This is a genomic window from Streptomyces sp. NPDC002088, from assembly GCF_040296605.1.
Lineage (GTDB): Bacteria > Actinomycetota > Actinomycetes > Streptomycetales > Streptomycetaceae > Streptomyces.
In genome coordinates this window covers 419,708-433,658 of record NZ_JBEOXO010000002.1, presented here as the reverse complement: position 1 = coordinate 433,658, position 13,951 = coordinate 419,708, and the positions used below count along the sequence as shown (strand labels likewise).

Here is a 13,951-nt window from a genome sequence, read left to right as displayed (position 1 = left end):
CGCCGGCCGGCGTCCGCATGGTGAAACGAGCAACTCTTGCGTACGTGTTGTATCTATCCTGTAGGCATGAGCCTGGCCGTGAAGCAACCTCCCGCCACCGACCGCGTCTACACCCATGTCAAGCAGGGCGTACTGGAGCGCCGTTACGAGGGCGGGACCCTGCTCACGGAGGGCGAGCTCGCCGAGGCCGTCGGGGTCTCGCGCACACCGGTGCGCGAGGCGCTGCTGCGGCTGGAGGTCGAGGGCCTGATCAAGCTCTACCCGAAGAAGGGCGCCCTCGTCCTGCCCGTCTCCGCGCAGGAGATCGCCGACGTCGTGGAGACCAGGCAGCTGGTCGAGGAGCACGCGGCACGCAAGGCGGTGCCCGCGCCGGCCGGCCTCGTCGAACGGCTCGAGGAGCTGCTGGCCCAGCAGAAGGCCGAGGCCGCCGCCGGTGACCTGGCCGCCGCCGCCGTCACCGACCGCTGTTTCCACGCCGAGATCGTCCGCAGCGGCGGCAACGAGATCCTCTCCCGCCTCTACGACCAGCTCCGCGACCGCCAGCTGCGGATGGGCGTCGCCGTGATGCACTCTCACCCCGACCGGATCGCCAAGACCCTCGCCGAGCACGAGGAGATCCTCGCTGCGCTGCGCTCCGGGGACGCGGACGCGGCCGTCGCCGTCGTCCACCGGCACGTCAGCTGGTTCTCCCACCTGGCCCGGGGTGAGGTCCGATGAGCAGCAGCTCCAGGACCGCGATCGCACTCCCCGGAGATCCGCCGGGCGGCCGACGTGCCATCGCCGTCTGGTCCATCGGCGTCGCGGTCTACTTCGTCGCCGTCATCTTCCGTACGTCCCTGGGCGTGGCCGGCCTGGACGCGGCCGACCGCTTCCACGTGGGCGCCTCCGCGCTCTCCACCTTCTCCATCCTCCAACTCCTGGTGTACGCGGGCATGCAGATACCCGTGGGGCTGCTGGTGGACCGGCTCGGCACCAAGAAGGTGCTGACCATCGGGGTCGTGCTGTTCACGGCCGGACAGCTGGGCTTCGCGTTCTCACCGTCGTACGGCACGGCGCTCGCGTCGCGGGCGCTGCTCGGGTGCGGTGACGCGATGACGTTCATCAGCGTGCTGCGGCTCGGCACGCGCTGGTTCCCGGCGCGGCGCGGCCCGCTGGTCGCGCAGCTCGCAGGTCTGGCCGGCATGGCGGGCAACCTGGTGTCGACGCTGGTGCTGGCCCGGCTGCTGCACGGCATCGGATGGACGGCGGCGTTCGCGGGCAGCGCGCTCGCCGGTGTCGTGGTGCTCGTCCTGCTGCTGCTGTTCCTGAAGGACCACCCCGAGGGGTGCGAGCCGGAGCCGTTCCCGCACCAGGGTGCGGCCTACGTCCGCCGCCAGATCGCTGCGTCCTGGCGGGAGCCGGGGACGCGGCTGGGGCTGTGGGTGCACTTCACCACCCAGTTCCCGGCGATGGTGTTCCTGCTGCTGTGGGGGCTGCCGTTCCTGGTCGAGGCACAGGGGCTCACCCGGGCCACCGCCGGGGAGCTGCTCACCCTGGTCGTGCTGTCCAACATGGTGATCGGCCTGGTGTACGGCCAGATCGTCGCCCGGCATCACGAGGCCCGGCTGCCGTTGGCGCTGGGGACCGTGGGGGCTACGGCTGTGCTCTGGGCGGTGACGCTCGCGTGGCCCGCTGCGCATGCGCCGATGTGGCTGCTGATTGTGCTGTGCGTGGTGCTCGGGGCGTGTGGGCCGGCGTCGATGCTCGGCTTCGACTTCGCGCGGCCGGCGAATCCGCCGGAGCGGCAGGGGACCGCGTCCGGGATCACGAACATGGGGGGTTTCGTCGCCTCGATGACGACGCTGTTCGCGGTGGGCGTGCTGCTGGATGCCACGGGGGACGACTACACCGTTGCCTTCTCCACGGTGTTCGTTCTTCAGGCGCTCGGGGTCAGCCAGATTCTGCGGCTGCGGAAGAGGGCGGCGAGGCGGGAGCGGGAGCGGTTGGTCGCCAGTCGGGTGGAGACGGTGCACGTCCCTGCGTGATGGGCGTGATGGGCGTGACGGGCGTGACGGGCGTGTCGGGCGTGGCGGTGCCCTGTGCCGGTGCGGGCGGGTGGGTTTCGCAGCCCGGCGCTTACGGGGTGCCGCCCTTCCGCGGGACGGGTGCCGCCCCAGGCGGCACGCATGCCCGCGGCCCAACGACTACTTGGTCACCTTGAAGTTCCGCAGGATCGCCTCCGTGAGCTCCGGATCCCCCTCCGCCTTCACCCGGTCCGACACCGCCTCCGGTGTCACGCGGCCGCAGGCCAGGCGGACGTAGGTCTCCCAGTCGAGGGTGAGAGTGGCGGCGGGGCCGAGGGCGGGGGCCGTTTCCAGGGTGCCGCGGCCCTGGATGTCGACACGGATCGTGCGCAGGAACTCGATGGGACCGTGGACGTCGAAGACGACCGCCGAACTGCGGGGTGCCTTGGCCTTGTCGGCCACGACCTGGGGGAGTTCGGCGAGCAGGACGTCGCGGGCGATGTGCGCGCCGGGGGAGTCCAGGTTTCCGGGGCGGCCGAGGGCGGTCCGCAGGTCCTGTTCGTGCGCCCAGACGTTGAACGCGTGGGTACGCATGGACTCTTCGAGGGTGATCTCGGTGCTGAGGTGGCCGCGTACCTTCGTGCCGGGGTCGCGGGACTCGTTGCGCAGCTGGCGGTTGCGGCGGATGACCGTGTACTCCAGCTCCGACGTCATCTCCGGCGCCGTGTGGTGGCGGCGGACGTCGACCTGCATCTCCATGTAGCGCTGGTGTTCGTTGGTGACGTGGAACAGGTCGCGCGGGAGGGTGTGGATGGGGCGCGGGTCGCCCAGCATTTCGTTGTCCAGGCCGATGACGTGGGAGACGATGTCGCGGATGGACCAGCCCGGGCAGGGGGTCCGCCGGTTCCACTCGCCCTCCACAAGCGGCTGCACCAGCTCGGATATCGCTTCGATGGAGTGGGTCCAGGCGTCGGCGTAGGGCTGGAGGGTGGGATGCAGACTCACGGAACGGGACCCCTCGGCGGTCGGTACACGGGCGGTTTGTGGCAGCGTTGCCAGCGGGACGTGGCTGTCGGCGGGTGTCTTGGAACGCTAAGTTACGCTGCTGTGAGGCACCCCGGCAGGCCTTTGGTGTGACGATCGTAGGCCCGTGTGGACGACTCGAATGCCAGGACGGTGGTAGTGTGCGCGCCTCTTTGATCCAGATCGCCGTGGACGATGATGAATCGGTCGAATCGCGTCGAGCGCGGGTGGCCTCCCTGGTACGGGATCAGGCCGATGCCGCAGACCTGGTGATGCTGCCTGAACTGTGGACCACGGGCGCCTTCGCCTACGAGCGGTTCGGCAGCGAGGCGGAGCCGCTCGAGGGGCCGACCTACGAGGTGATGGCGAAGGCCGCGAGCGATGCGGGCGTGTGGCTGCACGCGGGTTCGATTCCGGAGCGGGACCCGGACGGGCCGCTGTACAACACCTCGCTCCTCTTCTCCCCCTCCGGCGACCTGGCCGCCGCCTACCGCAAGGTCCACCGCTTCGGCTTCGACAAGGGCGAGGCCGTGCTCATGGGCGCGGGTACGGAACTGGTCACGGCGCGGCTGCCCGAGACGACCGTCGGTCTGGCCACCTGCTACGACCTCCGTTTCCCCGAACTCTTCCGCGGCCTCGTCGACGCCGGTGCCGAGGTTCTCCTGCTTCCGGCCGGCTGGCCGGCACGCCGCCGGTCGCACTGGACGCTGCTGGCTCAGGCGCGGGCGGTGGAGAACCAGGCGTTCGTGCTCGCGTGTGGAACGGCCGGGACGCACGCCCGAGTTCCTCAGGCGGGTCACTCGATCGTGGTCGATCCGTGGGGCGAGGTGCTCGCGGAGGCCGGCCCCGACGAGGAGGTCCTCACGGTGGAGTTCGACCCCGCCCGGGTCGCCACGACCCGGGAGCAGTTCCCCGCGTTGAAGGACCGGGTGCTGGGGCTGGCGACGCCCCGCCGCTGAACCCCGGGCGGGTGGGCAGCCCCGCCCCCTCGGCCTCAGTGGCCCGGCCTCAGTGGCCCGGCCTCAGTCGTCCCCCCGCTCCTTCTCCGCCAGATGGATCACGCACACCCCCACCGCGATCAGCAGTGCCGGGTCCGCGTCCTCCCGTACGACGTCGACGCCGTACGTCTCCCGCACGTGCAGCCACCGCCGGGAGACTACGGCCAGCAGTTCCCCCTCGTACTCGACGGCGAACTCGCGGTCGAGGATCTTGCCGCTGACGTCCAGCTCCGTGCCGTCCACGAGCGACACCCGGTAGTGGTTGCGCAGCAGCGACAGCCGCTTGCGCCTGATCGTCGCGAGCGGCTCGCCGTCCCGTTCGATCACCATCGTGTCCCGCAGCGCGAACATCTTCCGATGGATGTCGATCAGGACGCGTCCACGCGTGTCCTTCAGCTCGAAGGTGTCGCGCAGCCGCATCGCCTTGCCGTCGACGAGGAACACCTTGTTGCCGCGGTCGTCCTCGATCCAGTAGTCGTCGCCGAAGCCGAGCAGCCGGTCGCGTACGAGGAATCTCATGCGCTTACCGCTTCCCCGGCGGGCGGTCCGAAACGCCGTCGGTACGCCGACGGGCTCAGTCCGGTCTCGCGCCGCAACCGCGCCCGCAGGTTCGCCGCGGTCCCCAGACCGCTGCGCATCGCCACCACGTCCAGCCGTTCCTCCCCGTGCTCGATGAGCCGGCAGGCGAGTGCGACCCGTTCTCCGGTGAGCCACGCGAGGGGGGTCGTGCCGAGCTGCGCCCGGAAACGCCGGTGGAGCGTGGCCGGGCTGACGGCCGCCCGCGCCGCGAGGTCCACGACGGTGAGCGGTTCGCCGAGCCGCTCCTGCGCCCGGGCCAGCAGCGGCCCGAGGGACTCGTCGGGTACGTCGGGCAGCGGCCGCTCTACGAACTGGCGCTGCCCGCCGTCGCGGTGCGCGGCGAAGACCAGCCGTCGACTGACGGCATTGGCGATCTCGGCGCCCTGATCGCGCCGCACGATGTGCAGCCCGAGATCGAGCGCGGCCGCGCTGCCGGCGGCGGTCCATCGGCCCCGACCAGCACCGCCGACCCCGCCCCGAGCAGCACCGCCGACCCCGTCTCCCTCTCCACTGCCCTTGCCTCCTTCACCGACCTCTGGAGCCCCCGCATCGTCACCGCCGTCAACGACTACGACGTGCGCATCGCCAAGGTCGAAGGCCAGTACGTCTGGCACGTCCACGACCACACGGACGAGTTCTTCCTGGTCCTGGAGGGCGAGTTGACGATCGCCCTGCGGGAGGCCGGCGGCGAGCGCAACGTCGTACTCCCCAAGGGCTCGGTCTTCACCGTCCCGCGCGGCACGGAACACAAGCCGATCGCCCCGGCAGGCGCGTCGATCCTGATGTTCGAGCCCACCGGCACCCTCACGGTCGGCGATTGCCACGACGAGGTCCCGGACCATGTGGATGCCACGACGGGTCACGCGTTGGGGTGAGTTCATTACCTTCGACTCTGCTGTTCGTTCACAGAGTGATCAACTCTGGGAGGGGACTTGCAGCAACACGATGCATGTGTCGAATATGCCGACCTCTATCTGAGGCTCTCGCTGGATCGGGACGGCAAGACGGCGATTGAGCGGCAGGAGGCCGACTGCCGGGCCTGGGCCGGCTCGCATGGCTTACTGGTCCGCAAAGTGCATGCCGACCGAGGGCGGTCCGGCTACAAGGAGGTGAGCCGAGAGGGCTTCGATGCCGCGAGAGCGGCTGTCACGTCGGGTGCGGTGCGAACGCTGATCGTGTGGAAGATGGACAGGCTCAGCCGCAAGGGCATCGCTGAGGTCGGTCCTCTGCTGGACGAGTTCGACAATGTCGGCGGCCGTCTCGTTTCCGTCATGGACGAGTTGGACTCGCGTTCTCCGGGGGCCAGGCTCGCCATTGCGTCCCTGTCGGAGTGGGCTCGTGTCGAGTCGGAGACCCAGGGGGAGCGCATCCGCCATGCCAAGCAGTACTTGCGCAGCCGGGGGAAGTGGATCGGAGGGTCGCCCCCCTACGGACTGTGCGTCGACCCTGATTCAGGGCGACTGACCCCGGATGCGGAGACTTCTGTGTACGCGCGTCTGATCGCGGACGAGGCACTCGCGGGCAGCCCTCTCGTAAGGATCGCGAGGCTGCTCAACGAAAACGGGGTTCCTTCACCCCGGGGCGGGCTCTGGCAAGTGGGCTCACTGTCCCAGCTACTCAAGGCGCCGGCATTCGCGGGTTTGCTTCCGGAGACCGAGACCGTATGGGACGAGGAGCGCGGCCGTCGCAAATACACCGGGGTGGTGAAGCCCTACCAGGACTCGGCGACCGGAAGTCCGGTAGTCGTGGGTGAGGGAATCGTCACCGTTGAGGAGCGGAAGCAGATCATTGCCGCTCTGGAGTCCAGGACCCGGCTCAGGGGCAATGGTGAGAAGTACCCCGTCCGGGCGTCAGCGCACCTGCTGACAGGACTTCTCTACTGCGGAATCGACGGATGCGGAATGCGCATGAGCATGAACGGCGAGTCGTACGTCTGTCAGGGCGTGCGGCTGGGGCACACCTGTCCTGGCGCGCGGGCGCTTGCGGCGCCTGTCGAGAGGGCGGTGGTGGAAGCCTTCATCGACAGGATCTCATCCCTCCCCGCAGGGCATCCGACGCGCAAGGCGATGGCTGACCAGGATGTTCCGTTCGACCGCGCAGATCTGACGGCTCTGTGGAGGCGAAGCGATGTGGGAACCAGGCGGGGACTTTTGTCCGCCGCCATCGAGCGGGTCTCGGTCGCGCGGGCCGAGGGACGGGGGCGGCGGTTCGATCCGGAAAGACGACTGGGGATCATCTGGGCCGGGGAAGGTCGGGCGGAATAGGGCTCAGGGGGGTGTGGTTGGCTTGAACCATGGCAAAGCGAGCACGTGTCCGGGCCCCAGAACTGACAGGTAAGGGTGGCTGGATCAACACAGTCGGTGGACAGCTCGGCCTCACTGATCTCCGAGGCCGCATCGTAATTGTTGATTTTTGGACATTTTGTTGCGTGAACTGTCTGCACGTCCTGGACGAGCTGCGGGAGCTGGAGGAGAAGCACCGGGACACAGTGGTGATCATCGGGGTGCACTCGCCGAAGTTCGTGCACGAGGCGGAGCACCAGGCGGTGGTCGACGCCGTCGAGCGGTACGGGGTCGAGCATCCGGTGCTGGACGACCCCGAGCTCGCCACCTGGAAGCAGTACGCGGTGCGGGCCTGGCCGACGCTCGTGGTGATCGACCCCGAGGGGTACGTCGTCGCGCAGCACGCCGGTGAGGGGCATGCGCACGCGATCGCCCGGCTGGTGGAGGAGCTGGAGGCCGAGCATGCGGCGAAGGGGACCCTGCGGCGCGGGGACGGGCCGTATGTGGCACCGGAGCCGCAGCCCACGGTGCTCCGCTTCCCCGGCAAGGCGCTCGCCCTGCCGAACGGGAACCTGCTGGTCAGCGACACCACCCGGCATCAGCTGGTGGAGCTGGAGGCGGATGGGGAGTCGGTCGTACGGCGTATCGGATCCGGTGCGCGGGGCTTGGTGGACGGGACGGCCGAGGCAGCCGGATTTAATGAGCCGCAGGGGCTCGCACTGCTCGACGCGGACTCGGTCGTCGTCGCGGACACCGTGAATCACGCGCTGCGCCGCCTGGATCTGGCGACCGGTGAGGTCACGACTCTCGCGGGGACGGGCCGGCAGTGGTGGCAGGGTTCGCCGACCTCCGGGCCGGCGCGGGAGGTGGACCTGTCCTCGCCGTGGGACGTGGCCGTGTTCAACGGGCGCGTCTGGATCGCCATGGCCGGTGTGCACCAGCTGTGGGCGTACGACCCGGCCGACGCGACGGTCGAGGTCGCGGCCGGTACGACGAACGAGGGACTGGTGGACGGGCCCGACACCGAGGCCTGGTTCGCGCAGCCGTCCGGGCTCGCCGCCACCGAGGACCGGCTGTGGCTCGCCGACTCCGAGACGAGCGCGCTGCGCTGGGTGGACCTCGACGGAGCCGTGCACACCGCCGTCGGCACCGGACTGTTCGACTTCGGGCACCGCGACGGAGAGGCCGCACAGGCCTTGTTGCAGCACCCGTTGGGTGTCACCGCGCTGCCCGACGGCTCGGTTGCGGTGAGCGACACGTACAACCACGCGCTGCGCCGCTACGACCCGGCGACGGGCGAAGTGACCACGCTGGCCACGGACTTGCGGGAGCCGAGCGACGCGGTGCTCGTCGGGGACGACATCGTGGTCGTCGAGTCCGCCCGGCACCGGCTGACCCGGCTGCGGCTGCCCGCGGAGGCCGTACGGGTCGAGGCGGTCGCCCATCGCACCCAGCGCGCGGCCTCCGAAGTCGCCCCCGGCGGACTCCAGCTGGACGTCATCTTCCAGGCCCCGGCAGGCCAGAAGCTCGACACCCGCTACGGCCCGTCCACCCGGCTGCTCGTTTCCTCGACCCCACCGGAGCTGCTGCTCGCCGGGGAGGGCGCGGGAACCGATCTCTCCCGTGCCCTGGAACTGAACCCGGCCGTCACGGAGGGCGTCCTGCACGTCTCCGCGATGGCCGCCTCCTGCGACGACGACCCGGCGAACGAATATCCCGCCTGCCACGTCCACCAGCAGGACTGGGGCGTCCCGGTCCGCCTCACCGAGGGCGGGGCGGACCGGCTGCCGCTGGTCCTGGCCGGGATGGACGACCAGGAGACGGCACAGGACGCCTGACGGCTCAGCGGCGGCGCGGGCGTGGTGCCAGTTTGAACAGGGCCACCCCGGCCGCCACCAGCGTGGTGGCGGCCACCATCAGCGCCATGCTGTTCATCCACATCCCGGTGGCGGCCAGCGTGGCGCCTCCGGCGCCGGTGGTGCCGGCGCCGATCACTCTTCCGTACATCGTCGTTCTCCTATGGGCGTTGGTGCGAAGGCGTGGGGGGCGGGCTCAGGTGGCCACCCACTTCTCCTCGCTGCGGCGCAGCAGGCCCCACAGCGAGGAGAAGTAGACGGCGTGCTGGAACAGGTCGTAGAGCATCTCCGGGATCATCAGCGCGGCCACCAGGACGGCCAGGGGTCCGGCGCGGCGTACGGAGACGGTCTTCTCGACCACGAAGATCAGGCCGATCGCGGTCCAGAACGGGGACAGGCCGGGCAGGCCGTAGACCGCCGTGGACATGATCATGAAGGTCAGGTAGACGAGGAAGGACAGCGCGCCGAAGCCCATCAGGAACTGCTGCATGAAGTAGCGGGCGGTGACCCGGGTCCAGCCGTAGTCGCGGAGGTTCTCCAGGGCGCCGCGCTGCCAGCGCAGCCGCTGGTGCCACAGCTTGGGCAGGGTGGGCATGACCTCGGTGGTGACCGCGCAGCCCGCCGGTGACATGGCCCGGTAGCCGAGGGTCTTGACCGCCTTGGTCATCTCGTCGTCCTCGGTGAGCGAGGCCAGACTGTAGTAGCCGGTGCCGCCGCCGATCAGGCCGGAGCGGCGGGCGGCGCGCACCTCGCGCAGCACCCGGGCCCGGAACACGGTTCCGGTGCCGGTGAGCACCTGGGCCCTGCCGCCGTTGCGTTCCAGCTCCCAGGCGTAGCGCTGGAACTCCATGCGCTGGAGCAGGCCGAGGAGTCCACCGCCCGCCTCGCCGTAGAAGACGCCGCCGACGGCGCCGACCTTGCGGTTGAAGGTGGCGAGGGCGGTCTCGGTGAACGAGGGGTTCAGGACGGTGTCCGCGTCCTGCACCAGCAGCAGGTCGCGGTCGTCGAGGTGGGGCAGTATCCAGGCGATGGCCTGGTTGAGCGCGCCGGCCTTCTTGTGGGTGTTGCCCTGGGTGTGGAAGACCTGCGCGCCGTGGGCGGCGGCGACGGCGGCGGTGTCGTCGGTGCAGTTGTCGGCGACCACCACGATGAGGTCGGGCCGCCGGGTCTGGTCCCAGAGGCCGTCGATGGCGGCGGCGATGCGGTCCTGCTCGTTGTGGGCCGGGATCAGCACCGCGAGGCGGGGTCTTTCGGACGGTTCCTCCCGGGCGGCGTGGGCGCGGCGGGCGGCATGGCGCCGCGCACGTCGTGCCCGCGGGCCGCCCGCGCTCGCGGTGAAACCGTCCGATATCACCGCTCCGTCGCGCACGGCAGAGCCCCCCGTCGTGAAACTGCGTCGCCCTCAGGGCTCCAGAGTCTTCACGATATCCACACAACCCGACAAGTCGCCCCGAGTAACGGAGTGCTCACGGTTGTCTGTGTTTGCCCTGTGACTACGGCTCATACGCCGTATCCGTCGGAATAGCCGTCCCGGTGGTGATGGTGCCGTTCCTCCTCGATGACGGTCGTCGTCGGCGGCGGTACGACCACCCGCCTGCGCTTGGCGATACCGCTGAACGTCGCCACGCCGATCAGCCCGACGAGCATCAGGATGATCCCGACCAGGTCGAGGTTGACCCCCTCCATCTGCCAGTCGGTCGCGAACGTGAGGATGGCTCCCACGGCGATGAGGATGATGCACCCGCCGAGGCCCATGAGTGTCGCCTCCCTGTCCGGTCCGGTCGTTCCGGTCCGCGACACCGAGTACCCCCGCACCCGACACCCATGCGGCCAACACCCATGCGGCCAACACCCATGCGGCCACCGGCCGTTCTACCCCTCCAGGAACGCCACCAGCGCGTTCGCCAGCAGGTGCGGGTCGTCCACGCCGCACAACTCCCGTGCGCTGTGCATCGACAGGATCGCGACACCGATGTCGACGGTCCGGATGCCGTGCCGGGCCGCGGTGATCGGGCCGATGGTCGTGCCGCACGGCATGGAGTTGTTGGAGACGAAGGACTGGAAGGGGACGTTCGCCTTCTCGCAGGCGGCGGCGAACACCGCGCGGCCCGAACCGTCCGTCGCGTAGCGGTTGTTGACGTTGACCTTGAGGATGGGGCCGCCGTTGACACGCGGGTGGTGCGTCGGGTCGTGCCGCTCCGCGTAGTTGGGGTGGACCGCGTGACCCGTGTCGGAGGACAGGCAGACGGTGCCGGCGAAGGCGCGGGCCCGGTCCTCGTACGACCCTCCGCGCGCGAACACCGAACGCTCCAGCACGCTGCCCAGCAGCGGGCCGTCCGCGCCCGTGTCGGACTGCGAGCCGTTCTCCTCGTGGTCGAAGGCGGCGAGTACGGGGATGTACGGCAGGTCCGCCACGGCCGCCACGGCCGTCAGCGCCGCCGTACCGGCGTGCACGGACAGCAGGTTGTCCATGCGCGGGCCGGCCAGGAGGTCCTCGTCGCGGCCCAGGTAGGCCGGCGGCTCCACGGAGTGCACCATCAGGTCCCAGCCGGTCACCTCGCCCGCCGGAAGCGCCGACTCCTCCTCCAGGAAGGCGATCAGGTCGCCGTCGCGCACGTCGTCGCCCAGACCCCAGATGGGCTGGAGGTGCCGCTGCTTGTCGAGCTTGAGGCCCTCGGTGTTGACCGCGCGGTCGAGGTGGATGGCGAGCTGCGGGACCCGCAGCAGCGGCCGGCCGATGTTCACCAGGCGCGTCGAACCGTCCCGCAGCGTCAGCCGGCCCGCCAGGCCCAGGTCGCGGTCGAGCCAGGAGTTCAGCAGCGGCCCGCCGTAGATCTCCACGGCCACCTGCCGCCAGCCGTGCGCCCCGGTGTCGGGCAGCGGCTTGACCCGCAGGTTGGGCGAGTCGGTGTGGGCGCCGACGATCCGGAAGGGGGTGTGCGGCGCGACGCCCTCGGGGACGTACCAGGCCACGATCGCACCGCCGCGCAGCACGTACTTGCCGCCGCTCGTCCCGTCCCAGGCGTCCGTCTCCGAGACCTGCCGGAAGCCGGCCTTCTCCAGCCGCTCGGCGGCGTTCGCCACCGCGTGGTACGGCGACGGGCTCGCCGTCAGGAAGGACATGAGGTCGTCGGTGTGGCCGCGGTCGAAGCGGGAGGGTTCGCTCATGGGGTTCACCTTAACGACGTACGAGGGCCCGCTCCCTCTCACCGGGAGCGGGCCCTCGTGAGGGCTGTGTGGGGTCCGTGTCCGTTGACCGGATCCGACGGGAACGGGCTAGAACGCGGCCTCGTCCAGCTCCATCAGCTCCAGGTCGACGTCCGAGGCCACCTTGCGGGCCAGGGTGACGCCGGGCAGGACGTTGGCCGCGAAGAACTTCGCCGCCGCGATCTTGCCGGTGTAGAACGCCACATCCTTGGAAGACACAGCCTTTGCTGACGCCGTCTGGAGCTTCTCGGCGGCGATCGCGGCGCCCTTCAGCAGCAGGTAGCCGACGATGACGTCACCGGAGGCGAGCAGCAGGCGCGTGGTGTTCAGGCCCACCTTGTAGATGTTCTTGACGTCCTGCTCGGTCGACGCGAGGTCGGTCAGCATCAGGCCGACGATGGCCTCCAGCTCGACGGCCGCCTTGGCGAGGTGCTCGCGGGCACCCGCCAGCTCCTCGCCGCCCGTGCCGAGCGCCAGGAACTTCTTGATGTCCTCGGCGAGGGAGTTCAGCGCCGCGCCCTGGTTGCGGACGATCTTCCGGAAGAAGAAGTCCTGGCCCTGGATCGCGGTGGTGCCCTCGTACAGGGTGTCGATCTTGGCGTCGCGGATGTACTGCTCGATCGGGTACTCCTGCAGGAAGCCGGAGCCGCCGAACGTCTGGAGCGACTGGGCGAGCTGCTCGTAGCCCTTCTCGGAGCCGTAGCCCTTGACGATCGGCAGGAGCAGGTCGTTGAGCGCGTGCTCGGTGGAGGTGTCCTCGCCGCCCGCCTCCTTGACCGCGATCGCGTCCTGGATGGAGGCGGTGTAGAGGACGAGGGCGCGCATGCCCTCCGCGTACGCCTTCTGCGTGATCAGCGAGCGGCGCACGTCCGGGTGGTGGGTGATGGTGACCTTCGGCGCGGCCTTGTCCATGAAGTTCGCCAGGTCGGGACCCTGGACGCGCTCCTTGGCGTACTCCAGCGCGTTGAGGTAGCCCGTCGACAGCGTGGAGATGGCCTTCGTGCCGACCATCATCCGCGCGAACTCGATGATGCGGAACATCTGACGGATGCCGTCGTGCTTGTCGCCGATCAGCCAGCCCTTGGCGGGGTGCTGGTCGCCGAACGTCATCTCGCAGGTGTTGGAAGCCTTCAGGCCCATCTTGTGCTCGACGTTCGTGGCGTAGACGCCGTTGCGCTCGCCCAGCTCGCCGGTCTCGAAGTCGAACAGGTACTTCGGGACGAGGAAGAGGGAGAGGCCCTTGGTGCCGGGGCCGGCGCCCTCCGGCCGCGCGAGCACGTAGTGAAGGATGTTCTCCTCCATGTCGTGCTCACCGGACGTGATGAACCGCTTCACGCCCTCGATGTGCCAGGTGCCGTCCTCCTGCTGGACCGCCTTGGTGCGCCCGGCGCCGACGTCCGAACCGGCGTCCGGCTCGGTGAGCACCATGGTGGAGCCCCAGGTCCGCTCGACCGCGATCTGCGCGATCTTCTTCTGCTCCTCGGTGCCCTCGTCGAAGAGGATGCCCGCGAAGGCCGGGCCGGAGGAGTACATCCACACGGCCGGGTTCGCGCCGAGGATCAGTTCCGCGTACGCCCAGATCAGGGACGGCGGGGCGGTCGTGCCGCCGATCTCCTCGGGCAGACCGAGCCGCCAGTACTCCGACTCCATGAACGCCTTGTAGCTCTTCTTGAAGGTCGCCGGGACCGGAGCGGTGTTCGTCTCCGGGTCGAAGACCGGCGGGTTGCGGTCGGCGTCCGCGAAGGACTCCGCCAGCTCGTTCTCCGCGAGGCGCGTCAGCTCCTCGAGGATGCTCTTCGCGGTCTCGGTGTCCATCTCCTCGAACGGGCCGCTGCCGTACAGCTTGTCGCGGCCGAGCACCTCGAAGAGGTTGAACTCGATGTCGCGGAGATTCGACTTGTAGTGCCCCATGGCGACGGCTCCGTAAACAGGAAGAGAGAAATACCAGCAAGTAGCTACTCAACGATGATGCTACCCGTCGGTAATAAGAAGCAACCCCGATT

13 protein-coding genes and 1 pseudogene are annotated in these 13,951 nt (G+C 69.6%); 6 read left to right on the top strand and 8 right to left on the bottom strand.

What is annotated here, in order from left to right; translation table 11 throughout:
- Nucleotides 1-66: 66 nt before the first annotated feature.
- Nucleotides 67-717, top strand: a complete 651-nt coding sequence (locus ABT114_RS05720) for a GntR family transcriptional regulator (protein ID WP_351138960.1) — start codon at nucleotides 67-69, stop codon at nucleotides 715-717.
- Nucleotides 714-2,024, top strand: a complete 1,311-nt coding sequence (locus ABT114_RS05715; protein WP_351138958.1) for an MFS transporter — start codon at nucleotides 714-716, stop codon at nucleotides 2,022-2,024. Before ABT114_RS05720 ends, ABT114_RS05715 begins: the two co-directional genes overlap by 4 nt.
- Nucleotides 2,025-2,183: 159 nt before the next feature.
- On the opposite strand, the gene ABT114_RS05710 is transcribed toward ABT114_RS05715, so the two are convergent.
- Nucleotides 2,184-3,008 carry a maleylpyruvate isomerase family mycothiol-dependent enzyme gene (locus tag ABT114_RS05710; RefSeq protein ID WP_351138956.1) on the bottom strand — a complete coding sequence of 275 codons (825 nt, stop codon included), beginning with the start codon at nucleotides 3,006-3,008 and terminating at the stop codon, nucleotides 2,184-2,186.
- A 179-nt stretch (nucleotides 3,009-3,187) separates the two neighbouring features.
- Here ABT114_RS05710 and ABT114_RS05705 point away from each other — a divergent pair, with 179 nt between their 5' ends.
- Nucleotides 3,188-3,985 (top strand): carbon-nitrogen family hydrolase, encoded by a 798-nt coding sequence (locus ABT114_RS05705; protein WP_351138954.1) that lies wholly within the window; start codon nucleotides 3,188-3,190, stop codon nucleotides 3,983-3,985.
- A gap of 63 nt (nucleotides 3,986-4,048) precedes the next feature.
- On the opposite strand, the gene ABT114_RS05700 is transcribed toward ABT114_RS05705, so the two are convergent.
- Together ABT114_RS05700 and ABT114_RS05695 are read right to left on the bottom strand one after the other, a co-directional pair.
- Nucleotides 4,049-4,543, bottom strand: a complete 495-nt coding sequence (locus tag ABT114_RS05700; RefSeq protein WP_351138952.1) for an LURP-one-related/scramblase family protein — start codon at nucleotides 4,541-4,543, stop codon at nucleotides 4,049-4,051.
- Nucleotides 4,540-5,046 (bottom strand): annotated as a pseudogene (locus ABT114_RS05695) (helix-turn-helix domain-containing protein); the annotation flags it as partial. The gene ABT114_RS05700 and the pseudogene ABT114_RS05695, both read right to left, overlap by 4 nt.
- A gap of 105 nt (nucleotides 5,047-5,151) precedes the next feature.
- Between ABT114_RS05695 and ABT114_RS05690 the strand changes: the two are divergent.
- From ABT114_RS05690 to ABT114_RS05680, 3 genes are read left to right on the top strand one after another with little or no spacing between them, the layout of a single operon-like run.
- Entirely contained in the window at nucleotides 5,152-5,478 is a 327-nt protein-coding gene (locus ABT114_RS05690; protein WP_351139512.1) for a cupin domain-containing protein, read from the top strand.
- Nucleotides 5,479-5,535: 57 nt separating this feature from the next.
- Complete coding sequence (locus tag ABT114_RS05685) at nucleotides 5,536-6,867, top strand: recombinase family protein (RefSeq protein WP_351138950.1); 1,332 nt, start codon at nucleotides 5,536-5,538, stop codon at nucleotides 6,865-6,867.
- Nucleotides 6,868-6,896: 29 nt separating this feature from the next.
- Complete coding sequence (locus tag ABT114_RS05680; RefSeq protein WP_351138948.1) at nucleotides 6,897-8,723, top strand: NHL domain-containing thioredoxin family protein; 1,827 nt, start codon at nucleotides 6,897-6,899, stop codon at nucleotides 8,721-8,723.
- Between the two features lie 4 nt (nucleotides 8,724-8,727).
- On the opposite strand, the gene ABT114_RS05675 is transcribed toward ABT114_RS05680, so the two are convergent.
- The 5 genes from ABT114_RS05675 to ABT114_RS05655 all read right to left on the bottom strand — a co-directional run bounded on the left by ABT114_RS05675 (nucleotide 8,728) and on the right by ABT114_RS05655 (nucleotide 13,859).
- A complete protein-coding gene (locus ABT114_RS05675) occupies nucleotides 8,728-8,892 on the bottom strand; it encodes a hypothetical protein (RefSeq protein WP_351138946.1) in 165 nt (54 codons plus the stop codon).
- A gap of 45 nt (nucleotides 8,893-8,937) precedes the next feature.
- Nucleotides 8,938-9,975, bottom strand: a complete 1,038-nt coding sequence (locus ABT114_RS05670; protein WP_351139510.1) for a glycosyltransferase family 2 protein — start codon at nucleotides 9,973-9,975, stop codon at nucleotides 8,938-8,940.
- Nucleotides 9,976-10,241: 266 nt separating this feature from the next.
- Nucleotides 10,242-10,496, bottom strand: coding sequence for a DUF6458 family protein (locus ABT114_RS05665; RefSeq protein ID WP_351138944.1), 255 nt, complete (start codon nucleotides 10,494-10,496; stop codon nucleotides 10,242-10,244).
- A gap of 117 nt (nucleotides 10,497-10,613) precedes the next feature.
- Complete coding sequence (locus ABT114_RS05660; protein WP_351138942.1) at nucleotides 10,614-11,909, bottom strand: M18 family aminopeptidase; 1,296 nt, start codon at nucleotides 11,907-11,909, stop codon at nucleotides 10,614-10,616.
- 108 nt (nucleotides 11,910-12,017) lie between these two features.
- Complete coding sequence (locus tag ABT114_RS05655) at nucleotides 12,018-13,859, bottom strand: acyl-CoA dehydrogenase (RefSeq protein WP_351138940.1); 1,842 nt, start codon at nucleotides 13,857-13,859, stop codon at nucleotides 12,018-12,020.
- Between the last annotated feature and the right edge of the window lie 92 nt (nucleotides 13,860-13,951).

What these genes read in the sequence shown, in the direction of transcription:
- ABT114_RS05660 (WP_351138942.1), bottom strand. Translation starts at nt 11,909, where the DNA reads ATGAGCGAACCCTCCCGCTTCGACCGCGGCCACACCGACGACCTCATG.
- ABT114_RS05675 (WP_351138946.1), bottom strand. Translation starts at nt 8,892, where the DNA reads ATGTACGGAAGAGTGATCGGCGCCGGCACCACCGGCGCCGGAGGCGCC.
- ABT114_RS05655 (WP_351138940.1), bottom strand. Translation starts at nt 13,859, where the DNA reads ATGGGGCACTACAAGTCGAATCTCCGCGACATCGAGTTCAACCTCTTC.
- ABT114_RS05720 (WP_351138960.1), top strand. Translation starts at nt 67, where the DNA reads ATGAGCCTGGCCGTGAAGCAACCTCCCGCCACCGACCGCGTCTACACC.
- ABT114_RS05665 (WP_351138944.1), bottom strand. Translation starts at nt 10,496, where the DNA reads ATGGGCCTCGGCGGGTGCATCATCCTCATCGCCGTGGGAGCCATCCTC.
- ABT114_RS05715 (WP_351138958.1), top strand. Translation starts at nt 714, where the DNA reads ATGAGCAGCAGCTCCAGGACCGCGATCGCACTCCCCGGAGATCCGCCG.
- ABT114_RS05680 (WP_351138948.1), top strand. Translation starts at nt 6,897, where the DNA reads ATGGCAAAGCGAGCACGTGTCCGGGCCCCAGAACTGACAGGTAAGGGT.
- ABT114_RS05700 (WP_351138952.1), bottom strand. Translation starts at nt 4,543, where the DNA reads ATGAGATTCCTCGTACGCGACCGGCTGCTCGGCTTCGGCGACGACTAC.